The sequence below is a fragment of the Bradyrhizobium sp. 14AA genome (assembly GCF_054185205.1).
In genome coordinates this window covers 309,762-334,423 of the sequence record NZ_JAVAYM010000004.1, presented here as the reverse complement: position 1 = coordinate 334,423, position 24,662 = coordinate 309,762, and the positions used below count along the sequence as shown (strand labels likewise).

The following is a 24,662-nucleotide window of genomic DNA, read 5'->3' as shown; positions in this document are numbered from 1 at the left end:
AGGCCAGGACCCATTACCCCAGGGAGATGTCGTGATGCGGGATGGTAACCACGAGTCCTCGCCAAACTTCTCCCTGGGGTAATGGGTCCTGGATCTGCGCTCCGCTTCGCTGCGCTTTGTCCAGGACGACGGCTGAGAATGAGTCGCTCCTTGACCCCCCATTTCCCCCTTTGAAATCGCTGGCCTTTTGGTAATACACAGATGGACTTCCCCCGGGGTATGTCATGTCCGGCTCTTCCGCCTCGATCAGCGATCCCGCCTATCTCCGTGCCCGCGCGATGGAGACGCTGTTCGAGCGGCTGGAGAAGCTCTGCGAGGGCGCGATCGCGATCGATCGCGGCGGGCGGGTCGTCTACGTCAACGAGAAATATCTTGCCGCCCTCGGCCTCAAGCGCACCAGCGAGGCGATCGGCCGGCCGATCGAGGAGGTCATCCCCAACAGCCTGATGCGCAAGGTGGCCGAGACCGGCGAGCCGATCCTGCTCGACATCATGGAGCTCGGCGGCGAGCAGCTCGTCGTCACGCGGATGCCGATCGAGGACGAGAACGGGACAGTGATCGGCGCGATCGGCTTCGTGCTCTATGACCATCTCGAAAGCCTGAAACCCCTGCTCGCCCGCGTCGCCCAGCTCGAGAGCGATCTGCGGCTGGCGCGGCGGCAATTGTCCAACGCCCGCGCCGCGCGCTTCACCTTCGCCGACTTCGTCGGCACGACGCCTGGTATCGCGCAGGCCAAGGCGCTCGCAAGCCGCGCCGCGCGGCAGAGCGTGACCGTGCTGCTCACCGGCGAGACCGGCACCGGCAAGGAGATGCTGGCGCAGGCGATCCACAACGCCTCCTCGCGCGCGGAAAAGCCGTTTGTCAGCGTCAATGTCGCCGCGGTCCCGGACACGCTGATCGAGTCGGAGTTCTTCGGCACCGCGCCGGGCGCCTATACCGGCGCCGACCGCAGGGGTCGCGAAGGAAAATTCCGCATCGCCGACGGCGGCACGCTGTTCCTCGACGAGATCGGCGAGATGCCGCTGCAATTGCAGGCCAAGCTGCTGCGCGTGCTGCAGGAGCGCGAGATCGAGCCGCTCGGCTCGGACAAGGTGTCGAAGGTCGACGTCCGCGTGATCGCCGCCACCAATGTCGATCTGCACAAGCGCGTCAGCGACGGCGCGTTCCGGCCCGATCTCTATTATCGTCTCAACGTGCTCTCGATCGACCTGCCGCCGCTGCGCCAGTGCCTGGACGATCTCCCCGACATCTGCGCCCGGCTGCTCGACGACATCAGCGCATCCGGCGATTACGTCCCTGCCAAGATCACGCCGAGCGCGCTCGCCGCGCTCGCGCGCTATGACTGGCCGGGCAATGTCCGCGAGCTTCGCAACATCCTGGAGCGCGCGCTGATCCTGAGCGATTCCGGACGGCTGACCGGCGACGACGTCGCCCGCATCCTTCCCATCGGCACCGACGTCAGGCCGGCAGCACCGGCGCGCCCGGGCGGACCTGTCCTGCCCTATGCCGAAGCCGAGGCCGAGTTCGAGAAGCACACGCTCGAACAGGCGCTCGCCGCCAGCAACGGCCAGATCACGGAGGCCGCCAGGATGCTGCAGATCTCTCGCGCGACCTTCTACAAGAAGCTCGCCAAGTTCGGCCTCGCCTCGGGACCGGCGCCCGTCTGAGTTTCGAGACACGGGACTGTCCGGAGTCTCGGATTCCTGACACGGCGTCGGGCCGCCATTTCCGGGCGCCAATACGGAAATTGCCGCATTTTCCGCCAGTTTGCGCAAGCCGGCCGCAACTGGCGCGGACCTTGCTCTTCGCTTTGCACAATGACGCGTGCTGCACATGCGCATTCGCAACCAGGGAGGACGCAAGATGAGTGAAGCGATCTCAGTCCATCAGCTTCAAGCGAAACAGCCCTCGCACGTCACGGTCGCCACCGCGAGCCTGATCGGCACGGCCATCGAGTGGTACGACTTCTTCCTCTACGGCACCGCCGCGGCGCTGATCTTCAACAAGCTGTTCTTTCCGACCTTCGACCCGATGATGGGAACGCTGCTGGCGTTCGCGACCTACGCGCTCGGCTTTATCGCGCGCCCGCTCGGCGGCGTTGTGTTCGGGCACTACGGCGACAAGATCGGCCGCAAGACCATGCTGTATCTGACGCTGCTGATCATGGGCGCGGCGACGGCGGCGATCGGCTTCCTGCCGACCTACGAGAGCGCCGGCATCTGGGCCGCGGTCCTGCTCGTCACCTGCCGCCTGATCCAGGGCTTTGGCCTCGGCGGCGAATGGGGCGGCGCGGTGCTGATGGCGGTCGAGCATGCGCCCGCGGACAAGAAGGGCTTCTATGGAAGCTGGCCGCAGCTCGGCGCGCCGCTCGGCCTCGTGCTCGGCACGCTGGTCTTCTCGGTGGTGTCGGCGATGCTGACCGACGCGCAGTTGCTGGCGTGGGGCTGGCGCATCCCGTTCCTGTTCTCGATCGCGCTGGTGCTGGTCGGCCTGTGGATCCGCTTCACCATCGCGGAATCGCCGGAGTTCCAGAAGGTCAAGGACTCCAAGCAGGAAGTGAAGATGCCGATCCTCGAGGCGATCAGGATGTATCCGAAGAACATCCTGCTCGCGATGGGCGCGCGCTTTGCCGAGAACGGCTTCTTCTACATCTACGCGACCTTCGTGCTCGCCTATGCCACGCAATCGCTCGGCATGAACAAGCAGGACATGCTCAACGGCGTGCTGATCGGCGCGGCGATCGAGACCTTCACCATTCCGGCCTTCGGCGCGCTCTCCGACCGGCTCGGGCGGCGGCCGATCTACATCTTCGGCGCGGTGTTCTCGGCGCTGATGTCGTTCCCGCTGTTCATGCTGCTGTCGACCAAGAACCCGCAATATGCCTGGATCGCGATCGTGCTCGGCCTCGCCATCGGTCATGCCGCGATGTACGGGCCGCAGGCGAGCTTCCTGTCGGAGCTGTTCGGCACCAAGGTGCGCTATAGCGGCGTCTCGCTCGGCTACAACCTGGCCTCGATCTTCGCCGGCGCGCTGTCGCCGCTGATCGCGACGGGACTGATGACGGCCTACGCACCCGCCACCTGGCCGATCTCGCTCTACATGATCGCGCTGGCGATCATCACGATCGTGTCGGTCTATTTCGCCACCGAAACACGCAAGGTCGCTCAGCCCTGAATGGGCTGAGCGCGGTACCCCGCGACACCGGAGCGGCTGGTCGCCAGCCGCTCCACGCGATACGAATAGAGCCAAGCGAGAAGAACGGGCATGCGGTCCGCAACAGACACAGGAGGGAATGCCATGAGCCAGCATCCTGCCTTGCCCTATTTGCGCAACGCCGAGAAGGGCAAAGTCGTCACCGCGGCGGAAGCCGTCATGCTGATCCGTGACGGCGACACGGTCGCCACCGGCGGCTTCGTCGGCATCGGCTTTGCCGAAGAGATCGCGCTGGCGCTGGAAGAACTCTATCTCTCCAACGAGGGCGATGCGCCCTACACCCAAGGTAAGCCGCGCAATCTGACGCTGGTCTATGCCGCCGGCCAGGGCGACGGCAAGCATCGCGGCGTCAACCATTTCGCCCATGAGGGCCTGGTCCGGCGCGTCATCGGCGGGCATTGGGGCCTTGCGCCGAAGCTGCAGCAGCTGGCGATCGCCAACCAGATCGAGGCCTATAACCTGCCGCAGGGCGTGATCACGCATCTGTTCCGCGACATCGCTGCGCACCGGCCCGGCCACATCACCCGCGTCGGCATGGGGACATTCGTCGATCCCAGGCACGGCGGCGGCAAGCTCAACGCGCGCACCACCGAAGAGCTGGTGGAGCTGATCACGATCGGCGGCGAAGAATGCCTGCTCTACAAGACGTTTCCGATCGATGTCGGGATCATCCGCGCCACCACCGGCGATCCCGACGGCAACCTCACGATGGAGAAGGAGGCGCTGACGCTGGAGGCGCTCGCCATCGCGATGGCCGCACATAATTCCGGCGGCATCGTCATTGCGCAGGTCGAGCGCGTCGCCGAGGGCGGCAGCCTCAATCCCCGTCAGGTCAAGATTCCCGGAATCCTCGTCGACTGCGTGGTGGTGGCGAAGCCCGAGAACCACTGGCAGACTTTCGGCACGCAATATAACCCGGCCTTCTCGAGCGAGATCAGGGTGCGCGCCGCATCGCTCCCCGCAATGCCGATGAGCGAACGCAAGATCATTGCCCGCCGCGCCGCCTTCGAGCTGAAGGCCAACAGCGTGGTCAATCTCGGCATCGGCATGCCCGAGGGAATCGCCTCGGTCGCCAACGAGGAGCGGATCATCGATCTCATCACGCTGACGGCGGAGCCCGGCGTGATCGGCGGCATCCCGGCGAGCGGCATCGATTTCGGTGCGGCGATCAACACGCAGGCGGTGATCGACCAGCCCTATCAGTTCGACTTCTACGACGGCGGCGGCCTCGACGCCGCCTTCCTCGGCCTCGCCCAGGTCGATCGCGCCGGCAATCTCAATGTCAGCAAGTTCGGGCCGAAACTCGCCGGCGCCGGCGGCTTCATCAACATCAGCCAGAACGCCAAGGAAATCGTCTTCGTCGGCAGCTTCGGTGCGGGGCGGCAGCGCATTGCAATCAACGACGGCAAGCTCTCGATCCTCGAGGAAGCCACGTCACGCAAGTTCGTCGACAAGGTCGAGCAGGTCACCTTCAGTGGCGCCATTGCCGTCGCGCGCAGGCGTCGCGTGCTCTATGTCACCGAGCGCTGCGTCTTCGAGCTGCGGCCGGATGGGCTCGAGCTCACGGAAGTCGCGCCCGGCATCGACATCGAGCGCGACATCCTGCGCCTGATGGATTTCAAGCCGCTGATCCCGCGCGATCCTGTCCTGATGGACGCCCGCATCTTTCGGGACGGTCCCATGGACCTGCGCGAGCGGCTGCTCACCATCCCGCTCGACCAGCGCTTCAGCCTGGACGAGCAACAAGACCTGTTCTTCGTGAATCTGGAGCGCTATCCGCTGCGCAGCAAGGCGGAGATTGAGGCCATCGCTGATATCGTCGAGGCCAAGCTCACCCCGCTCGGCCGGCGGGTCTACGCCATCGTCAATTATGACAATTTTTCCATCCTGCCGGAGCTCATGGACGATTATTCGGCCATGGTGCGCAGCCTCGTCGATCGCTTCTATTCGGGCGTGTCGCGCTACACTACGTCCGGCTTCCTGCGCATCAAGCTCGGCGAGGCCCTGGAGAAGCGCGGCGTCGCGCCGCATATCTTCGAGAGCGCGGAAGAGGCGCAGTTGGATCGGCAACAGGTCGAAGCGGCGGATGCCTCCACCACATCCGAGGCAGCGCGCGCCGCGCGGCAAGCCTAAAAATAATGCATGCTCGCAAGACCGATACGCTCGGCCGGAAGGTTCAATTGCAATGTTCGTAGTGTTGTGCAAATCGCTGTTGCCGAGAGACAATAAATCAGGAGGGACCATCGTGCGTCGATCACTCATCATAACAACAACCATCCTCGCCCTCGCCGCGGGCGCCTCCGCACGGGCCGACGATCTCAAGGTCGCGCTGATCTACGGCAAGACCGGTCCGCTCGAGGCCTATGCCAAGCAGACCGAGACCGGCCTGCAGATGGGCTTCGAATACGCCACCAAGGGCACCATGACGCTCGACGGTCGCAAGATCGTCATCATCACCAAGGACGACCAGGGCAAGCCCGACCTTTCGAAGGCAGCGCTCGCAGAGGCCTATCAGGACGACAAGGCCGACATCGCGATCGGCACGACGTCGTCGGCCGCCGCGCTCGCCATTCTCCCAGTCGCCGAGGAGAACAAGAAGATCCTGATCGTTGAGCCCGCGGTCGCGGATCAGATTACCGGCGAGAAGTGGAATCGCTACATCTTCCGCACCGCGCGCAACTCCTCGCAGGACGCGATCTCGAACGCGGTCGCGATCGGCAAGCAGGGCGTCACCATCGCGACGCTGGCGCAGGACTACGCGTTCGGCCGCGACGGCGTCGCCGCCTTCAAGGAAGCGCTCGCCAAGACCGGCGCGACGCTCGCTGCCGAGGAATATGCCCCGACCTCGACCACCGACTTCACCGCGGTCGGCCAGCGCCTGTTCGACGCGCTGAAGGACAAGCCGGGCCGCAAGATCATCTGGGTGATCTGGGCCGGCGCCGGCAATCCGCTGGCCAAGCTCCAGGACATGGATCCGAAGCGCTACGGCATCGAGCTGTCCACCGGCGGCAACATCCTGCCGGCGCTCGCCGCCTATAAGGGCCTGCCCGGCATGGAAGGCGCGACCTATTATTTCTACGAGATCCCGAAGAACCCGGTGAACGACTGGCTGGTCGCCGAGCACCAGAAGCGCTTCAACGCGCCGCCGGACTTCTTCACCGCAGGCGGCTTTGCCGCTGCGATGTCCGTCGTCGCGGCCGTCACCAAGGCGAAGTCGACCGACACCGAGAAGCTGATCACGGCGATGGAAGGCCTGGAGTTCGACACGCCGAAGGGCAAGATGGTGTTCCGCAAAGAGGACCATCAAGCGCTCCAGAGCATGTATCACTTCAAGGTCAAGGCCGATCCGAACGTCGCCTGGGCCGTGCTCGAGCCGGTGCGCGAGCTGAAGATCGAGGACATGGACGTTCCCGTCCGCAACAAGCGGTGATCTTTCTTGCTTCACCTCCCCCGCTTGCGGGGGAGGCCGGGCGAGGGCTCTATCCTCTTGGGGAGTCTTCGTCGTGGAAACACCCTCTCCCCTACCCTCCCCCGCACGCGGGGGAGGCAGCGCAGCGTAATCGCGGACACATCTTCATCTCATCATTCACTAGCCCCCCATGACGCTCACCCTCGAAACTCGCGACCTCACCATCCGCTTCGGCGGCCATGTCGCGGTCAACAACGTCACGTGCAGCTTCCGTCCGGGCGAGCTCACCGCCATCGTCGGGCCGAACGGCGCCGGCAAGACCACGTATTTCAACCTGATCTCGGGTCAGCTGCGCGCCTCGGGCGGCAGCATTTTGTTCGACGGCACCGACATCACCCAGCATTCCGCACCGATGCGGACCCGTGCGGGTCTTGGACGCGCGTTCCAACTGACAAATCTCTTTCCGAACCTGACGGTGGAAGAGAACGTCCGCCTTGCAGTGCAGGCCGCTGATAGCACCCATTACGACATGCTGCGGCTCTGGATGTTGCGCCGCGACCTGATCGCGCGCGCCGACGCCATCCTCGACCAGGTCGCGCTCGGCAACCGGCGCGGCGTCGCCGCGACCGCGCTGTCGCATGGCGACCAGCGCAAGCTCGAGGTCGCGCTGATGATTGCGCTGGAGCCCAAGGTCTTCATGTTCGACGAGCCGACCGCCGGCATGAGCATCGACGAGGTGCCCGTGGTGCTCAATCTCATTGCGCAGCTCAAGCAGGACACGAGCAAGATCATCCTTCTCGTCGAGCACAAGATGGACGTGGTGCGCTCGCTCGCCGACCGCATCATCGTGCTGCATAACGGGCAACTCGTCGCCGATGGCCCGCCGGCCGAGGTGATCGCTTCGCCGATCGTGCAGGAAGCCTATCTCGGCGTCGCGCCAAAGAGTGCAGCATGACCGATCTCCTCAAACTTTCCGGCGTGCACACCCATATCGGCCGCTACCACATCCTCCAGGGCATCGATCTCGCCGTCCCGCAAGGACAGGTCACGATGCTGCTCGGCCGCAACGGCGCCGGCAAGACCACGACGCTGCGCACCATCATGGGCCTGTGGCAGGCCTCGAGCGGCGAGATCAACCTCGCCGGCGAACGCATCGAAAGCCGCGCCACGCCCGATATCGCGCGGCTCGGCGTCGGCTACGTGCCGGAGAGCATGGCGGTGTTCTCCGATCTCACGGTGAAAGAGAACCTCGTCCTCGCCGCCCGTGACGGGCCGCTCGACGACGCCCAGCTCGACTGGATCTTTGGTTTCTTCCCGGCGCTGCGCCGGTTCTGGTTGTCACGGGCGGGAAGTCTCTCGGGCGGGCAGAAGCAGATGTTGTCGATCGCGCGCGCCATCATCGAGCCGCGCAAGCTGCTCCTGATCGACGAGCCAACCAAGGGCCTCGCACCGGCGATCGTGATGGCGCTGATCGAGTGCCTGAAGGAGATCAAGCGCAAAGGCGCGACGATCCTGCTGGTCGAGCAGAATTTCTTTGCCGCCCGCGAGCTCGGCGACAGCGTCCTCGTCATGGACAACGGCACCATCGTCCATCGCGGCGAGATGGCGGCCTTGGCCTCCGACGTGCCGCTCCAGGAGCGGCTGTTGGGCCTGAGCCTGGAGGCGCATCAGTGACTGACCTTGCCGCAACCGATCCGCTGCCGAAGCCGAAGCGCGACATCGCGCCGGTCCTGCTGCCGATCGCACTCGCCCTCGTGACGATTCCCCTGATCGGCTCGCCCAGCACCTGGCTGACGCTGACCGCGGCGAGTCTCGCCATGGGCATGATGATCTTCATCATGGCCTCGGGCCTGACGCTGGTGTTCGGCCTGATGGACGTGCTCAATTTCGGCCACGGCGCCTTCATCGCGGTCGGCGCCTATGTCGCAACCCTGGTGCTAGCTCCGTTCGCGGCGTCCATGCAGGCCGATTCGCTCTGGATGAATCTCGCGGTGCTGGCGCCGGCGGCGCTGCTGTCCATGGCCGTCTCCGGTGCGCTCGGCCTGATCGTCGAGCGCGTGCTGATCCTTCCTGTCTATGGCCAGCACCTGAAGCAGATCCTGATGACCACGGGTGGCCTGATCGTCGCCGAGCAGACGCTCTATGCGCTGTGGGGGCCGCAGATCATCCCGATGCCGCTGCCGACCTCGCTGCGGGGCTCCTTCATCCTCGGCGACGTCGCGATCGCCAAATACCGCGTGCTGGCGACGCTGATCGGCCTTGCCGTCTTCATCGCGATCCAGCTCGTGCTCAACCGCACCAAGCTCGGACTTCTGATCCGCGCCGGCGTCGAGAACCGCGAGATGGTCGAGGCGCTCGGCTATCGCATTCGCCGGCTGTTCCTCGGCGTGTTCATGACGGGCTCGGCGCTCGCCGGCCTCGGCGGGGTGATGTGGGCGCTCTATCGCGAGCAGGTCCACGCCTCCATGAGCGACGACCTCACCGTCCTGATCTTCATCGTCGTCATCATCGGCGGACTGGGGTCGATCGGCGGCTGCTTCATCGGCGCGATCCTCGTGGCCATGGTTGCCAATTACGGCGGCTTCCTGGTGCCCAAGCTCGCCCTCGTCTCCAACATCCTGCTGATGGTCGCCATTTTGATGTGGCGGCCACGCGGCCTCTATGCGGTGACCAGCCGATGATGATCCTCTCAGGAGATCCGCCGCGCAGCCGCGTCCTCACGCTCGTTCTCGTTCTCATCATCCTGGCGCTGGCGGCGACGCCGTTCCTGTTCCCGGGAGCGAAGGCGCTGAACGTCGCGGCCAAGATCTGCGTCTTCGCCGCGCTGGTCGCCTCCTACGATTTGCTGCTCGGCTATACCGGCTCGGTGTCGTTCGCCCACACCATGTTCTACGGCATCGGCAGCTACGCCATCGCCATCGCGCTGTACGGCATGGGCCCGAACTGGGCCGCGGTCGCCACCGGCATCGTCGTCGGGCTGCCGCTCGCGGCCCTGCTCGCGCTCGCGATCGGGCTGTTCTCCCTGCGGGTCGCCGCGATCTTCTTTGCCATGATCACACTCGCGGTCGCCTCCGCCTTCCAGGTGCTGGCCTCGCAGCTGTCCTGGCTGACCGGCGGCGAGGATGGACGCAGCTTCCAGCTGCCCGAGTTGCTGCGGCCCGGCACGGTGCTGATCCCCAAAAGCCTGTTCGGCTTCGAGGTCAACGGCCGGATCCTGACCTACTACCTGGTGTTCGCGATCTCGGCGCTGATGATCCTCGCACTTCTTCGCGTTGTGAACTCGCCGTTCGGACGCGTGCTCCAGGCGATCCGGGAGAACCGTTTTCGCGCGGAGGCACTCGGCTTCCGCACCGTATTCCATCTGACTTACGCCAATTGCCTCGCAGCGCTCGTCGCCGCCGGCGCCGGCATCCTGAACGCGCTGTGGCTGCGCTATGCCGGCCCCGACACGTCGCTCAGCTTCTCGATCATGCTGGACATCCTGCTGATGGTGGTGATCGGCGGCATGGGCACGATCTACGGCGCGATCATCGGCGCCACCATCTTCATCCTCGCCCAGAACTATCTGCAGTCGCTGATGGGCGTCGCCTCCAAGGCGGCGTCGGAGGCCGGCCTGCCGCTGCTGCCGGGGCTGCTGCATCCCGACCGTTGGCTGCTGTGGCTCGGGCTGCTGTTCATCGCCAGCGTCTATTTCTTCCCAACCGGGGTGGTCGGACGTCTCCGCAAGGCCGGCGGCGACAAGAGCGCGGGCGCCTCGCATTAAGCCGCTGTTAATGATGCAGCGCAGCTTTTGTCGCGCGCTTAGCGCAACCGAGGCGCGATTCCCGCTCCGCTGCGTACGGGCACGCGCGCACAACCGGATTAATGCTTAGGTAACTGGTTTTCCTAAGGTTTGGGCCATTTGTGCGGTGTATTCGTGTTCCCTCTGGGAGGGGGAATGCGTCAGGTCTTTGCAAGGATTGCAGCCGGAATGTCCCTAGCCGTCAGAAGCGGCTGGGAGGCAGCCATTCGGCGCGGTCCGGTGCTATGGCTGACGCTGTGCGGCATGTTGCTGGTCGCCGGGATCTTCACCGTGACCGCCATGGCGGTCGGCGAGTTCCGCGAGCGTACGCTGGCCAATCGCGAGCGCGAGCTGGAAAACACGGTGCAGCTGATCGCACGGCATTTCGATCAGCAGTTTGAAGACTCCGATGTCGTTGCCGCCGATCTGATCGGGCAGATGAACCTGCCGGAGATCACCTCACCTACGATGTTCCGCGAGCGGATGTCCGGTCCTGCCGCGAACCAGATGCTGCGCAGCAAGATCAGCTCCGTGTCCTATCTTGGCGATATCGCGATCTACGATGCCGACGGCGATCTGATCAACTGGTCGCGTGCCCAGCCGCTGCCCAAGATCAACGTCTCAGCGCGCGCCTATTTCCAGACACTCAAATCCGATCCGATGGCCGAGCCGGTGCTGCTGGAGTCCGTCCGCAGCTTCATCATCGGCAAATGGACCACCATCGTCGCGCGCCGGCTGCGCGGTGCCGACGGCGTCTTCCTCGGCGCGATGGTCCGGCGGATCGATCCGGACAGCTACCAGCACTATTTCGCGTCCGTGGCGCTTGCCGAAGGTACGGCGATCTCGCTGTTCGACCGCGAAGGCAAGATGCTGGCACGCTACCCGCATGTCGAAGAGCTGATCGGCAGGAGCTTCAAGGATGCTCCTTTGATGCAGAAGGTGCTGGCCAAGGGCGGTCAGCAAACGCTGCGCGTCAAGGGTCCGATCGACGGCGAGGACCGGCTCGGCTCGGCGGCGTCGCTGAAGCATTTCCCGCTGGTCATCGTCGCGACCAACATCACGAGCGCAGCACTGGCCGACTGGCGTCAGCAGACCGGCTTCATGGTCACCACGGCGACGCTTTCGGCGGCCGTGATCACGCTGATCCTGTTCCTGATCGTTCGCCAGATCAACCGGCAGAACCGCGAGGCCCAGCAACGGCTGGAATCTGAACGACTGCGGCTCGACACCGCCCTGAACAACATGTCGCAAGGGCTGATCCTGTACGACGCCGCCGGATACATCGTCACCTGCAACCGCCGCTACGCCGACATGTTCGGCCTCTCCCACGATGTCATCAAGCCCGGCTGTCACATCCGTGAGGCGATGTACCATCGCAAGGAGCGTGACGCGTTCAACGGCGACGTCGAGTCGTTCTGCGCCGACGTCATGAGGATCGTTGCCGAAGGCACGGTCTCCACGAGAATCCATCAATTGCCGAACGGCCGCGCCTTCCAGGTCATCAACACCCCGCTCGCGCAGGGTGGCTGGGTCGCCACGATCGAGGAGATCACCGACCGGCGCAATATCGAGCAGGAACGCGACCGCAACTACATGTTCCTGCGCGAGATCATCGACCACATCCCGTCCCAGATCACGGTGAAGGACGCCCGAACACGGCAATATCTGCTGATCAACCGGACCGCCGAGGAGCAATTCGGCCAGTCGAGCGAAGCCGTCATCGGCAAGACCCCCTTCGACATCTACCCGGAGGACTCCGCCGGGATCGTCGCCGAGGACGACAGCGAGGCGCTGCAATCCGACACCGGATTGTTCAAGGACGAGCATCCCTGGCCGAGCCTGACCAAGGGGATGCGCTACATCACCTCGACGCGGATCGGCATTCGCGACGCCTCGGGCGAGCCACGCTACCTGATCAGCGTCGTCGAGGACGTCACCGAGCGGCGGCGCGCCCACGAGAAGATCGCGCATATGGCGCATTACGATGCGCTGACCGACCTGCCGAATCGCACGCTGTTCCGCGAGCAGATCGAGCGCGAGCTGGCGAAGGTCGCCGGCGGCGAGCAATTCGCGCTGCTCTACATCGACGTCGACGAATTCAAGGGCATCAACGATTCGCTCGGCCATCACGTCGGCGACGAGCTGTTGAAGGCGATCGCGAGCCGTCTGCGCGGCTGCCTCAAACACGGCGATCTCATCGCGCGGCTCGGCGGCGACGAATTCGCGGTCATCCAGACCGGGATCCAGTCCCCGGACGACGTGCTGTCCTTCGTGACGCGCATCTACGAAGCGATCCGCCAGCCCTATCATTGCCTCGGCCATCAGCTCTCCACCGACGCGAGCATCGGGATTGCGCTGGCGCCGCAGGACGGCGCCGATCTCGACCAGCTCATCAAGAACGCCGACCTTGCGATGTACGGCGCCAAGGCCGAAGGACGCCGCACCCACCGCTTCTTCGAGCCGGAGATGGATGCGTGCGCCAAGGCGCGCCTGACCATGGAGCAGGATCTGCGCCAGGCCCTGGTGAACGCCGGCTTCGAGATTCACTACCAGCCGCTGGTCGACCTGCACTCGGGCGACGTCTCGGGTTGCGAGGCGCTGCTGCGCTGGCGGCATCCCGAACGCGGCTGGATCTCGCCGGCGGAATTCATTCCGATCGCCGAGGATACCGGCCTGATCAACGAGCTCGGCGACTGGGTGCTGCGCACCGCCTGCAACGAGGCCGCGACCTGGCCGGCGCATGTGCGTGTCGCGGTCAACGTCTCGCCGGTGCAGCTCAAATGCGACACGCTGGCGCTCCGGATCGCCGGCGCGCTCGCCGCCTCCGGGCTCGCCCCGTGCCGGCTCGAGCTCGAGATCACCGAGGCTGTGCTGATCCGCGACGACGAGGCGGCGCTCTCGATCCTGCATCAGCTCCGTTCGATCGGCGTACGCATCGCGCTCGACGATTTCGGCACCGGCTATTCCTCGCTGAGCTATCTCAAGCGCTTCCCGTTCGACAAGATCAAGATCGACCGCTGCTTCGTCGCCGACATCGCGGAGACCAGCGGCGCGCCCGTCATCGTACAGGCCGTGGTGAACATCGCCGCCGCCAGCAACATGACCACGGTCGCCGAAGGCGTCGAGACCGAGGCGCAGCGCGAGATGCTGCGCGCGCTCGGCTGCACGGAGATGCAGGGCTATCTGTTCAGCCCGCCGAAGCCGGCCACTGACGTGCGAAAGCTGTTCGGACGCGGCGATACCGTGCCTGTGGCGGCGGTGGCCTGATGGCGAAGCCGGGGAAGGCTCCAGGCAAGACTCGGTCCAAGGCCGTCGACGTCGCGGATTCCTATGCCGTACGGCTGATGCAGCATCTGGTGGTGCCGACCTTCGTGATCGATCCGAAGCGCCGCGTCGTGATCTGGAACAGGACCTGCGAGCGGCTGACCGGGGTCGCCGCATCGGAGGTGATCGGCACCAGCAAGCACTGGCAGGCGTTCTACGAGACCAGGCGCCCTTGCCTCGCCGATCTCGTCGCGCTCGACCAGCCGGAGCAGCTGCCGGAGTTCTATTCGGAGTACGCCGCGCGCGGCCATAACGGGCTCGGCTTTTCCGCGGAGAACTGGTGCGTGATGCCGAAGCTCGGCAGCCAGCTCTATCTCGCCATCGACGCCGGCCCGATCCATGACGAGGCCGGCCATCTGATCGCGGTGGTGGAGACGCTGCGCGACCTCACCGGCCAGAAGCGCGCCGAGATGGCGCTGAAGGAGCTCGCCACCAAGGACGGGCTCACCGGTCTGTCGAACCGCCGCTCCTTCGACCAGATGCTGACGAGCGAATGGGCCCGCGCCCACCACACGCAGAAACCGATGGCGCTGCTGTTCGTCGACGTCGATCATTTCAAGCTGTTCAACGACCGCCACGGCCACCAGACCGGCGACGAATGCCTGCGCGCGATCGCGGCCGTCGTCAGCCGGCATGCGGTGCGCCCGCTCGACCTCGCCAGCCGTTATGGCGGCGAGGAGTTCGCGCTGATCCTGCCGGACATGGATTGCGACAGCGCCTGCGCCATCGCCGAGGAGATCCGCCTCGCCGTCATGGCCTTGCGGATCGCCCATGGCGCCATGGGCGCCGGCGATCACGTCACCCTCAGCGTCGGCGTCGCCAGCCACGTTCCCGGCGCGGTCGACGGCGGCCCCGACCGGCTGCTGGGCGCGGCCGACGAGGCGCTCTATGTCGCCAAACGCCTCGGCCGCAACCGCGTCATCTGCGCCGAGCGCGTTCTGGCCGAATTCGCCGCCCTGGGCCGGGAGGCCGCACAGATTCCGGCCGCTTTCCGGCGCAAAACGGCTTAAACCGCAATGCGGCGAGAACCGGTTGCCCACCCCTCGCCAATCGGCTAAATGAACCTCGACTGCACCCGTAGCTCAGCTGGATAGAGCGTTGCCCTCCGAAGGCAAAGGTCACACGTTCGAATCGTGTCGGGTGCGCCAGCGATCCCAATAGTTTGCCAGACCTATGGCCACGCCGCCGGCTTGGTGGATGGCGTATCGGGCGCTCCCAACCCTCCCCGTCGAGAAGGTTCAGATCGAGCCCGCGACCGGCGACACGATCATCTCCTTGCCGCAGGCGCTGCACCGCGCACTCGTGCCGACCTCTTCGCAAGCCGGATCGCCCGATGCGATGCCGTGCCGGCATTTCGGACAGATATAGCCGTCGCCCGTCTCGACGAAATCGCTGGACGGTCCGACATAGGCGCAGATCATGTGATGCAGGATCCGATCGAACGCGAGACGATTTTGGCAGACCGGACAAATCGATTCATCCGCGCTGATCTGCACCTTCGTTTCCTTTCGACAGGACGCCCTCGGCCTATTGCAGGCCCAGCAGGCGGACCAACGCTGCGGCAAGTCGGGACGTCAGGCTCGCATAGTACATGTGGACGTTGACCGTCGAATTCAGCGGGGGCGGTACGGCGTCTGCGACGAAGCGGACGCGCGCGATCTGGGTCGCCGCGCGGTCGCGCGTCAGCGGTTGCCGGCCTGCGGCATAGACGACCGAAACCGGCAGGATCTCCGCAATCGTTCCCGCGATGCGGCGATTGCCGAACACCACGAGCACCTGATTGCCAACCCTGGGCTCGACCAGGCGAGCATTCGGAATGTACCAATCGACGAAGATGTCGGTCGGATCGAGGATTTCGGCGATCGCCGTGCCCGCCACGAGCGATTGCCCGGCATTGGCGAGATTGGTCGAAACGATGCCGGCGACGGGCGCCAGCACCCGGCCGCCGGCGAAATTCCGCTCCACTTCGTCGAGATGGTCGCGCAGCTGCTGCCCAAAATCGTTCAGGTCCGCCAGTTGGGTGATGGACTCAGCAATCTCCGCCTCCTGCGAGATGACGGACTTGCGTGCGAGGCCGCGTTCACGCAGCAGTTCGAGGCGAAATGCCAGGCTCGCTGCGCTCGACGCTTCGATCTGGTCGACGGCATCTTCCGTCAATGTCCTGTAGGCTTTCGCCGCCTCGAGCGTTTCCTGCGCAACCCGTGCCCTGATGCGCAGCTCCGATCGCCGGCTCGCGATATCGGCCAACGCGCGCATGTAGGTCGCCACGATGTTGTCCCGCTCGGGAGAGCGGATTTGTGCGATCCGGTCGCCGGCCTTGACCGTGGTGCCCGGTGTCACCATGACCTCGGCGACCTGCACGAGATAGGGAAGCGAAACGACGTGCGGCGGGGACGAGATGATCCCCGGTCCGCTCAGATAGACCAGCGGAGCGCCGAAATAGACGACCAGGAAGGCGAGCACGCCGAAAACGCCCGTCGCATAGGCGAGGCGCACGAGCCGTCCCGCAGCGCTCCGACGGCTTTCCACGGGATCCGGAACATTCGGGTCGAGCCTGTTGATGGCGACATTCATGGGCGTGCTCCTGCCGGGCCGGAAAACAGTGCGCGACGTACGCGCGGCGGCACGAAGTCATCATTCCCTGAAGCGGCGAAGATGATCTCGGAGGAGTAGGAAACCAGCCGGGCACATTTCAGATAGACGCCCTGATAGACCGGGAAGACCAGCGCTGCCCCGAGATTGAGGATACTCGGCGAGCGCTCGAACAGGGCGAAGGCGAGGCCGAGGTTGAAGAACGAAATCCACGCCAGCAGGACGTAGATCGCGGCGAGAAACCAGAAGGCGTCGGAGCCGAGCAATGCCACGAGATAGACGAGGTAGAATGGAAGACTGAGCGTGGGGATCAGGTCGAACAGAATGAAATCCAGCCTCTGCAGCGTGTCGGGTAGCCGCTCGAAGCGATGGAAGAACCGCAATTCGCCATACATGATGAGGCGGATTCGCAAGGCATCGCGATCCCATCGCGCGCGCTGCCGCAGCAGGCCGAGGCCGCCGACGGGCCCTGCCGTTTCGACCCACGCTTCGGGCACGAAGCGAACGAGATAACCCAGCCGGCGCAGCCGCAGGCTGAACTCCAGGTCCTCCCCCGGACCGACGTCGAGCCCGCCATGCCGCATGAAGACGTCGCGGCGGTACATGGAGCAGGCGCCGGAAAGACAGGCGATCGCGTCGATGCTGTCGAGGATCGTCCTGCCGGCGCTGATCGACATCAGGTATTCGATGCCCTGGAGCCGCGTCCAGATCGAACTGGCTTCGTTGCTGATCGCAATGTTGCAGCTTGCGCCCGCGACGCGCGGATCCATGAATGCGGATGCAAGCCCGGCTATGGCCGAAGGCTCGAACAGCGTGTCGGCATCCACCGTCAGGAGCAGCTCGCCGCTGGCGAAGCGGGCGGCGGCGTTGATCGCGGCGCTTCGGCCGCAGCGCGTGCCGTGGCAGATGACCATATCCACCAGCCCGGCCGCACGTGCCCGCTCGGCAATTGCGCGCGTGTCATCGGTCGAGCCGTCATCGACCACGATGATCTCGAGCGGCGCAAGGGTCTGCCGACGGAGCGATTCGATCGAACGAAGCAGGCCCGGACCACCATTGAAAGCGGGCACGATCACGCTGACCGATGCACTGATCGGCGCTTGCCCGCGGGACAGCAATCCGGTCAGGCCGAGCAGAGCGAGCGACAGCAGCGAAAACGTATAGCGAGGAATATCGAAGATGATGACCGCGAATGCGAACTGAATCCAATTCGTATCGGCGATCAACTGCAATGCCTCGAGCATGCTGACCTGCCTTCCCCGGACTGCGAGCCGCGCCGGATGCGCATCTGGACGAAGCGAACCCGGCTACTCGCACGAGAACGAGGCGATATCGGTGGATCGGCCATCCTTCGTCTGCGTCAATTCCGACGATCTGGCCATCAACTCCGAGTTTAGTATATCCCTTTGTATCAACCGGGCGAAGGACTTTGCGCGATCGGCGGCCTCGCGGGAACCCGATCGGTTCAAATTCGCGGAAAATCGGCATGGGTATGAAGTCGGGCCAAGGCACGCGATGAGCGCCGCAGCGCATGCGCCAGGTGCGACATCCAGCTACAGTTCTTCAGAACCGGACAGGAAAGCGGGCTTCATGAGCGGGGCAATTTCGGCCTGCCGAAGGACGAACTGGCGAGGATGGGCGCACAATAATTGCGCAGCCCCCGGTAGAACTACCGGGAAACACGCGGGCCGAGGCCGTATTCCCTCGCATCATCTCGAGCGACGTAACACGCAAATAACCGTATTCGAGTTTGCGGCACCGGCGAGGGGCCGGCTTTAACCTCATTCCAAATACCCGAAGCCTAGCGTGGTTCCCCGAAGACCGACCGCCGCAGGAACAACGTTGCTGTCCGCTCGCTCACTCAGGGGACCGTCGGAGAGGCTCGCGCAGGAGGGACAGCCACCTCCCATGCGCCGGATCGGCTCGACGCGTCCGGTTGCGATCCTGATGCTGTGCGGCGGATTCCTGATCGCGCTCGTCATTTGCACCATCGCCCTCATCCTGTCCAACCTGCGCTATCACGCGATCGAGGAGAGCAAGCAGCAGCTGCTCGCAACCGCCACCGTGCTGGCCACTCAGGCGGCGCGCGATTTCGACGCCGCCAACCTGATCGAGGCGAGCCTGATCGAGCACATGCAGACGCTCGCGGTCGTATCCGACGAAGTCTACGCACGTGCCATGGCGAGCCGCGATATCCAGCTCATGCTGGAAGACAAGATCGGCGGCTTCCCGCATATCGAGGCCGTGATGCTGGTCGGCGCCGACGGCAAGGTGATCAACTCGTCGGTGGCGTGGCCGACGCCACCGCTCAATGTCGCGGATCGGGATTATTTCCAGGCGCTCAAGACCGACCCGGCCCTGAGCGCGAAGCTGGGCCGGCTGGAGAAGGATCCGCGCAGCGGAGCCTGGACGATCCCGCTGGCCCGGAAATTCATGGGATCCGACGGAGAATTCCTTGGCCTGGTGGTCGGCTCCATCAAGTCTCAATATTTCGAGGAGCTGTACCGGACGCTGGTCCGCGGCCCCGATGAATCCATCACACTGCTTCGCCTGGACGGCACGATGCTGGCGAGCCATCCGCATGCCGATCCCGCGACCGGCCAATCCCTGTTCGGGGGCCGGCTGAACGAGATCACGCGATCCGGCAGCGGCGTGGTCCGGTGGCGCGACCGGATCGACGGCTCCGAGCGCCTGATCGCGGCCGCACACCTTGCCGGCCTCCCGGTGCTCCTGACCACCAGCACCACGGTATCCGCCGCACTGGCCGGCTGGTGGACCGAGGCGCTGTTCCTGATCGGGCTCACGATCGTGCTGGTCGTCGCCATCGGCGGCACCGGAGCCCTCGTCGTCCAGTATTTCCGCAAGCAGAGCATCCAGCTCGACGCCACGCTGAACAATCAGTCGCAGGGCGTGTGCATGTACGATGCGCATCACCGCCTGATCGTGTGCAACGACCGTTACGCGGAGATGTTTCATCTCCCCGGCGAGCTCACGAGGCCCGGGACCACGCTGCGACAGATCTTCGACCATCAGATCTCGCAAGGTCTCCATTCCCAAAGCGGCGCCGAGAACCATATCCGCGGGCTGATGACCATCGTGACGGCCAACGAGCCTGCGAGCATCGTCGCAGAGCTGTCGGACGGGCGCGCCGTCGTCGTCGTGTTCCGGCCGGTGCCGGGCGGCGGCTTCGTGATGACGGTCGAGGACATCACCGAGCAGAGGCGCGCGGAGAAGCGGATCGCGCATATCGCACATCACGATACGCTGACCGGCCTGCACAACCGCGCTTCGTTCTCCGAATATCTCGCGGCGACGGTGGACGAGGCGATCCGGGCCGGCGAGACATTCGCGATCCTGTGCCTCGATCTCGATCGCTTCAAGGAGATCAACGACCTGCATGGCCATCTCGTCGGCGACGCCTTGCTGCGCGAAGTGGCGCGGCGGTTGCAGGAGGTCGCAGGGGATGCCTTCCTGGCCCGGGTCGGCGGCGACGAGTTCATCGTGGTCCTGCTCGGCGAAGCGCAAGCCGCAGCGGCGGGCCAACTTGCGGAGCGGCTGCGGAACGCTCTCGTCGGCGATATCGAGCTTGCCGGCCGGCAGGTGCGCATCGGATTGAGCGTCGGCATCGCGTGCGCGCCGGCCGACGGAAACGACCCGACCGCACTGCTGGCCAATGCCGACATCGCGCTCTACCGCGCCAAGGCGGAAGGACGCAACGCGATCCGCTTCTTCGAGCCGGAGATGGGGGCGCAGCTGCGCGACCGCAGCGAGTTGCAGCACGATCTTCAGTCCGCCGTGGCCAATGATGAGCTGCGGCTCGATTTCCAGCCCCTGATGCGGATCGGCGGCGAGATCGTCGGCTTCGAGGCATTGGTCCGCTGGCATCACCCGCGCCGCGGCCTGGTCTCGCCCGGCACCTTCATTCCGCTCGCCGAGGAGAACGGGCTGATCGTCGCGATGGGAGAATGGATTCTGCGCGAGGCCTGCCGCGAGGCCGCATCCTGGCCGAACGAATTGAAGATTTCCGTCAACCTGTCGCCGGTGCAGTGCCGCAACGACGACATCGTGCGCCTCGTCCACGAGACCCTGATCACCAGCGGATTGCATCCGCACCGGCTCGAGCTCGAGATCACGGAGGGCGTGCTGATCGACGACTTCTCCGGCGCGGTCTCGATCCTGCGCAGGCTCAAGGCGCTCGGGGTACGCATCGCCCTCGACGATTTCGGCACCGGCTATTCGTCGATGTCCTATCTCCAGGCCTTCCCCTTCGACATGATCAAGATCGACCGCAGCTTCATTTCGAACCTCGATCACGCACAATCGAAGGCGATCCTGCGCGGGGTCATCGGGCTGGCGCGCGGGCTCGAGCTTCCGGTCACCGCGGAGGGCGTGGAGACGCAGGCTCAGTTCGACGTGCTCTCGCGCGCAGGCTGCGACTACGCACAAGGCTTCCTGATCGGACGACCGGCCTCGATCGGCCGGTACGCATCGATCGTCGGCCGGCCGGACCGCTTCGACCGGCCCGAGGCCTGGGCCGGCCTCGCATCCACGGCTTGAGCGGACGACATGATCGACCCGCCCCACATCAGACTTGTCGATCTCCAACGAGGAGCTGGAACATGACCATCAAGATGATCGTCGCCGCGGCGGCGCTGAGCATCGCGGGCCAGGCGGCGACGGCCGAGGAGCTGACCGGCGCGCTGGAAAAAATACGGCGCACCGGCGCCATCACCCTCGGCCACCGCGAATCGTCGATCCCGTTCTCGTACTACGACGAAAACGAAAAGGTCGTCGGTTATGCCATGGACCTCTGCTACGTCGCGGTCGACGCGGTGAAGGCGCGGCTCGGCCTGCCGAAGCTCGACGTCAAGCTCGTGCCCGTCACGCCATCGGGCCGCATTCCGTCGGTCCTCAGCGGAGCGATCGATCTCGAATGCGGAACGACCACCAACAATCTCGAGCGGCAGAAAGTGGTGTCGTTCTCGACGACCTATTTCGTCGCCGCGAACCGCTTCGCCGCCAGGGCGGCCGACAAACTCCGGACGCTGGATGACCTCAAGGGCAAGGTCGTCGTATCCACCATCGGATCCACCAACATCAAGCAGATCAGCGACCTCAACGGACGGCAAAACCTCAATCTCACCATCCTCGCCGCGAAGGACAATGGCGAGGCATTCCGGATGCTGGAGTCGAACCGCGCCGATGCCTTCGTGATGGACGACATCCTGCTCTACAGCCGGGTGGCGGATTCGGCGAATCCCGGCGACTACACGGTGTCCGACGAGGCGTTGTCGATCGAGCCGTACGGCATCATGATGCGACGCGACGATCCGGCGTTCAAGAAAGTGGTCGATGACGCGATGGCCGCCGTCTATCGCAGCGGAGAGATCGAGAAGATCTATGCCAAATGGTTCCTGGCTCCGACGCTGCCGAAGAGCATCAATCTCAACGTTCCGATGAGCGCGCCGCTCAAGCGCACGATCGAGAACCTGATCGACAGCGGCGATCCCGACGCTTATCGGGCAGGCGGCACGAAGTAAGGCCGCGAGGACCAGACTTCGCGCCCCGACCTCGACCGGCCGCGGCGTCTCGGCACGGCTGGATTTTGCGTCAATGAACGGTTCCTCCAGCGCGTTGTCTTCGGGACAGCCCGCGACCGGTCAATCCGGGCGCCTGTCTTCAATGCCTCACGTGCTCGAACACCACGATCACGCCGGTCGGCTCAGGCTCGTGCGCCATCAGCCGGGTCAGATCGGAGTCGCCCCAATCCGCGAGGCTGACGACTTCGCCGCTCTGGCGGTCGGCGCCAAGGGACGGGGTGGGCTCGAGGACCTTGAGGCCCGTCTCGTCGACGAAGAAGGTATGCTCGCCGAACATGCTGTTGAGCTGGGGCATGGCGGGATGCTCGTCGGGCAGCACCTGAGCGCCGAGTTGGTTGACGGTCTGCTTCACCTGTTCGGATGTGAGCTTCATGAGCTGCTCCGTTTCTGTCACGTCGGTTTCATTGAGCTGAGCCAAGACTGGCGTTCCCTGCGCCGCTATTTGCCTGGCTCAGACTCCCGAACGGGTGCTCCGCACAAATGTTCCGGACGAAATGCATTTCGTGATCGCGCATTGCGTCTGCCGCGCTCGCGGCACGAGATCGCCACACTGCGCACATCATTGAAGGGTGGGGCTGCTATTCGCTCCGGTTCTCTCCAACCGACAGCGCGCAAATGCGTGACAGATATGTATAGGGCAGGCCGCTCTCCTTGGCCCAGGCGTTGAACTGCGCCTGCACTTTTGCCAGGTCGCCCTTCGACTTGACCTCTTCGGCGATGTCGAGGCCGGCCTCGCGCAGGCAAGCCACCACGTCCTTCGAGGTCACAAAACCGTCCCAGCCGACGAAGCGCAGCAGCATCTGGCCGGTGTTGCCGCCGAGACGGCTGCCGCGCTTGGTGAGCAGATCGAGCAGGCCGACCTCGTCGGACGACGGCCACTTCGCCAGAAACTTGCCGAAGCTGCCGTACTCCCCAGCGATCTCCTGGACGAAGGCGGCGTTGTCGCGCACCGACATGATCTTGGCTGCGTTGCGCACGATGCGCGCATCGCGCAGCAGGCCTTCCCAATAATCTTCGGGCTGGAAGGTCAGCTTGGCAGGCTGGAAATGCAGGAAGGCGTCTTCGAAGCTATCCCATTTCGAATCGATCACGCTCCAGGCGAAGCCCGCGCAAAACACCCGCTTCGTCATCTCGGCGAGGATGCGGTCGTCGCCGAGCCTGGCCAGCCGCTTCAGGTCGGGTCTGTCGGGCATCAGGCTGTCCAGTGCCTTGGCTCCACCCTTGCGCTTCTCGGCGCGGGCACGAATGGTCTTGAAGGAGGTCATGCGGACACTGGCGTTGAGGGTGCGCCACGACATCAGAATTCGATGACCCGGTCCAGCCCCGTAACGCCGGCCCCCTTGCGAAGCGTGACGCGCCACGGCATGCTCTGGCTCATTGGATCGACGAGAAGGAGCGGCCCTGCTGGTCTGCTTCTTGCTTCATGCCGTTTTGGAATTCCCAGACATTTTCTATCTCTCGCCGACGGATTTTCCATGCGCTGCCTGGTCGTGGCCGACCTGCACTACTCGCTGCCTCAGCTCGACTGGCTGGTCAGCGCGGCTCCGCAATTCGACCTCGTGATCTTCGCCGGCGACGCGCTCGACATCGGCTCGATGGTGGATTTTCGCGCGCAGATCGTGGTGGTGAAGAAATACCTTGCGCTGCTCGCCGCGCAGACCCGCGTGATCCTGTGCTCCGGCAATCACGACCTCGATGAACGCAATGCGGACGGCGAAAAGATCTCGCGCTGGATCTCGGAGGTGGGGGAGCTTGGGATTGCCTGCGACGGCGACAGCCTCACCATCGGCGACACCCTGTTCACGGTGTGCCCGTGGTGGGATGGACCGCTGGTCCAGCAGCGCATCGCGGATCAGATACGTGATGCAGCGGCCGGCCGGCTGCGGCGCTGGATCTGGGTGCATCACGCGCCGCCGGCAGAATCGCCGACGAGCTGGGGCGGCAAGCGCTTCTTCGGCGACGTCGAGCTGGTGCAATGGATCAGGCAGTATCAGCCCTCGATGGTGATTTCGGGCCATGTGCATCAGTCGCCCTTCATCAAGGATGGCTCATGGTTCGACCGGCTGGGCGAAAGCTGGGTCTTCAACACCGGGCTGCAGCCAGGCCGGCCGCCGACCTACATCGTGCTCGATTTCGATGCGGACAAGGCGTTCTGGCTGGCGGCCGGGGAAGCGCAGTGGATCGAGCTGAACGCGCCGCTGAAGCGGCCTGCCGAGCCGATCCAGGCACCGCCGGACTGGCTCACATTCTTGGATCGGATTGCCGATCCGAGCCTGGCGAGACCTCAAGCGGCGGCAGGTTGATCATGCTCTGCAAGACCTCGCCGACCATGGCCAGATGCGTGCCGTGGCCGGCATACTGCCGCTTGAGATCGGCGAGATAGGTGTTGGCGACGTTGAGCCGCTGCGCCAGCAGCGTCGCGATCAGCACCGCCACGCCCGGCTCCTGCTTGAGGAACGAAGCGGCATCTGCGAATTCGTAGATGACCGCGTCGGAGCAGGCCCGCACCGTCGCGGTATGCGGCTGGCCCAGCAGCACCGACATCTCGCCGAGCACGGCACCCGGCTCGGTGACGGTGGCGACCACCATCTCGCCCTTGAGCACCTCGAGCTTGCCCTGCATCAGCACATAGAGATGGCCGGTGGTGCCGCCCTCGGTGACGATCAGCGTACCGGCCGCTACCTGCCGCTCGGTCCCGCCGGTGCAATAGTCCAGAACTGCGCGCATCGCCGAAAGCTCCCGT

19 protein-coding genes and 1 tRNA gene are annotated in these 24,662 nt (G+C 64.8%); 14 read left to right on the top strand and 6 right to left on the bottom strand.

Annotated features, from left to right (window positions below):
* Positions 1–224 precede the first annotated feature (224 nt).
* The 11 genes from RAD15_RS11570 to RAD15_RS11520 all read left to right on the top strand — a co-directional run bounded on the left by RAD15_RS11570 (position 225) and on the right by RAD15_RS11520 (position 14,875).
* The gene (locus RAD15_RS11570) at positions 225–1,667 is read left to right on the top strand and encodes a sigma-54 interaction domain-containing protein (RefSeq protein WP_458177356.1); all 1,443 of its coding nucleotides are present in this window, start codon (positions 225–227) and stop codon (positions 1,665–1,667) included.
* Positions 1,668–1,863: 196 nt separating this feature from the next.
* Positions 1,864–3,174: an MFS transporter gene (locus tag RAD15_RS11565; protein ID WP_458177354.1), complete on the top strand. Its 1,311-nt coding sequence runs from the start codon at positions 1,864–1,866 to the stop codon at positions 3,172–3,174.
* 123 nt (positions 3,175–3,297) lie between these two features.
* Positions 3,298–5,346 (top strand): acyl CoA:acetate/3-ketoacid CoA transferase, encoded by a 2,049-nt coding sequence (locus RAD15_RS11560; protein ID WP_458177352.1) that lies wholly within the window; start codon positions 3,298–3,300, stop codon positions 5,344–5,346.
* A 112-nt stretch (positions 5,347–5,458) separates the two neighbouring features.
* Positions 5,459–6,643 carry a substrate-binding domain-containing protein gene (locus RAD15_RS11555; protein WP_458177350.1) on the top strand — a complete coding sequence of 395 codons (1,185 nt, stop codon included), beginning with the start codon at positions 5,459–5,461 and terminating at the stop codon, positions 6,641–6,643.
* Between the two features lie 169 nt (positions 6,644–6,812).
* Positions 6,813–7,577 carry an ABC transporter ATP-binding protein gene (locus RAD15_RS11550; protein ID WP_458177348.1) on the top strand — a complete coding sequence of 255 codons (765 nt, stop codon included), beginning with the start codon at positions 6,813–6,815 and terminating at the stop codon, positions 7,575–7,577.
* Entirely contained in the window at positions 7,574–8,296 is a 723-nt protein-coding gene (locus tag RAD15_RS11545) for a branched-chain amino acid ABC transporter ATP-binding protein (protein ID WP_458177346.1), read from the top strand. The genes RAD15_RS11550 and RAD15_RS11545 overlap by 4 nt, the downstream gene beginning before the upstream one ends.
* Positions 8,293–9,303 carry a branched-chain amino acid ABC transporter permease gene (locus RAD15_RS11540; RefSeq protein WP_458177344.1) on the top strand — a complete coding sequence of 337 codons (1,011 nt, stop codon included), beginning with the start codon at positions 8,293–8,295 and terminating at the stop codon, positions 9,301–9,303. Before RAD15_RS11545 ends, RAD15_RS11540 begins: the two co-directional genes overlap by 4 nt.
* Positions 9,300–10,385 carry a branched-chain amino acid ABC transporter permease gene (locus RAD15_RS11535; RefSeq protein ID WP_458177342.1) on the top strand — a complete coding sequence of 362 codons (1,086 nt, stop codon included), beginning with the start codon at positions 9,300–9,302 and terminating at the stop codon, positions 10,383–10,385. The genes RAD15_RS11540 and RAD15_RS11535 overlap by 4 nt, the downstream gene beginning before the upstream one ends.
* Before the next feature lie 174 nt (positions 10,386–10,559).
* Positions 10,560–13,670, top strand: coding sequence for a bifunctional diguanylate cyclase/phosphodiesterase (locus RAD15_RS11530; protein WP_458177340.1), 3,111 nt, complete (start codon positions 10,560–10,562; stop codon positions 13,668–13,670).
* Positions 13,670–14,737, top strand: a complete 1,068-nt coding sequence (locus RAD15_RS11525; protein WP_458177337.1) for a sensor domain-containing diguanylate cyclase — start codon at positions 13,670–13,672, stop codon at positions 14,735–14,737. Before RAD15_RS11530 ends, RAD15_RS11525 begins: the two co-directional genes overlap by 1 nt.
* A 61-nt stretch (positions 14,738–14,798) precedes the next feature.
* Positions 14,799–14,875: transfer RNA gene (locus RAD15_RS11520), tRNA-Arg, on the top strand.
* A 90-nt stretch (positions 14,876–14,965) separates the two neighbouring features.
* Here RAD15_RS11520 and RAD15_RS11515 read toward each other — a convergent pair.
* The 3 genes from RAD15_RS11515 to RAD15_RS11505 are packed head-to-tail and all read right to left on the bottom strand — an operon-like array spanning position 14,966 to position 17,563.
* Positions 14,966–15,223 (bottom strand): TackOD1 domain-containing metal-binding protein, encoded by a 258-nt coding sequence (locus tag RAD15_RS11515; RefSeq protein ID WP_458177335.1) that lies wholly within the window; start codon positions 15,221–15,223, stop codon positions 14,966–14,968.
* Between the two features lie 31 nt (positions 15,224–15,254).
* Entirely contained in the window at positions 15,255–16,301 is a 1,047-nt protein-coding gene (locus RAD15_RS11510) for an HlyD family secretion protein (protein ID WP_458177333.1), read from the bottom strand.
* Positions 16,298–17,563 carry a glycosyltransferase family 2 protein gene (locus RAD15_RS11505; protein WP_458177331.1) on the bottom strand — a complete coding sequence of 422 codons (1,266 nt, stop codon included), beginning with the start codon at positions 17,561–17,563 and terminating at the stop codon, positions 16,298–16,300. The genes RAD15_RS11510 and RAD15_RS11505 overlap by 4 nt, the downstream gene beginning before the upstream one ends.
* A 664-nt stretch (positions 17,564–18,227) precedes the next feature.
* On the opposite strand from RAD15_RS11505, the gene RAD15_RS11500 reads away from it, so the two are divergent.
* Together RAD15_RS11500 and RAD15_RS11495 are read left to right on the top strand one after the other, a co-directional pair.
* Positions 18,228–20,876: a bifunctional diguanylate cyclase/phosphodiesterase gene (locus RAD15_RS11500; protein WP_458177329.1), complete on the top strand. Its 2,649-nt coding sequence runs from the start codon at positions 18,228–18,230 to the stop codon at positions 20,874–20,876.
* 62 nt (positions 20,877–20,938) lie between these two features.
* Entirely contained in the window at positions 20,939–21,859 is a 921-nt protein-coding gene (locus RAD15_RS11495; protein ID WP_458177327.1) for an amino acid ABC transporter substrate-binding protein, read from the top strand.
* Between the two features lie 139 nt (positions 21,860–21,998).
* Here RAD15_RS11495 and RAD15_RS11490 read toward each other — a convergent pair whose 3' ends face one another.
* Together RAD15_RS11490 and RAD15_RS11485 are read right to left on the bottom strand one after the other, a co-directional pair.
* Positions 21,999–22,292: a hypothetical protein gene (locus tag RAD15_RS11490; protein WP_254146995.1), complete on the bottom strand. Its 294-nt coding sequence runs from the start codon at positions 22,290–22,292 to the stop codon at positions 21,999–22,001.
* Between the two features lie 205 nt (positions 22,293–22,497).
* Entirely contained in the window at positions 22,498–23,184 is a 687-nt protein-coding gene (locus RAD15_RS11485) for a DNA-3-methyladenine glycosylase I (protein WP_458177407.1), read from the bottom strand.
* Between the two features lie 210 nt (positions 23,185–23,394).
* Between RAD15_RS11485 and RAD15_RS11480 the strand changes: the two genes are divergently transcribed.
* The gene (locus tag RAD15_RS11480) at positions 23,395–24,222 is read left to right on the top strand and encodes a metallophosphoesterase family protein (protein WP_458177325.1); all 828 of its coding nucleotides are present in this window, start codon (positions 23,395–23,397) and stop codon (positions 24,220–24,222) included.
* On the opposite strand, the gene RAD15_RS11475 is transcribed toward RAD15_RS11480, so the two are convergent.
* Positions 24,161–24,646 (bottom strand): Crp/Fnr family transcriptional regulator, encoded by a 486-nt coding sequence (locus RAD15_RS11475; protein ID WP_458177323.1) that lies wholly within the window; start codon positions 24,644–24,646, stop codon positions 24,161–24,163. The two genes, RAD15_RS11480 and RAD15_RS11475, sit on opposite strands and share 62 nt — an antisense overlap.
* Between the last annotated feature and the right edge of the window lie 16 nt (positions 24,647–24,662).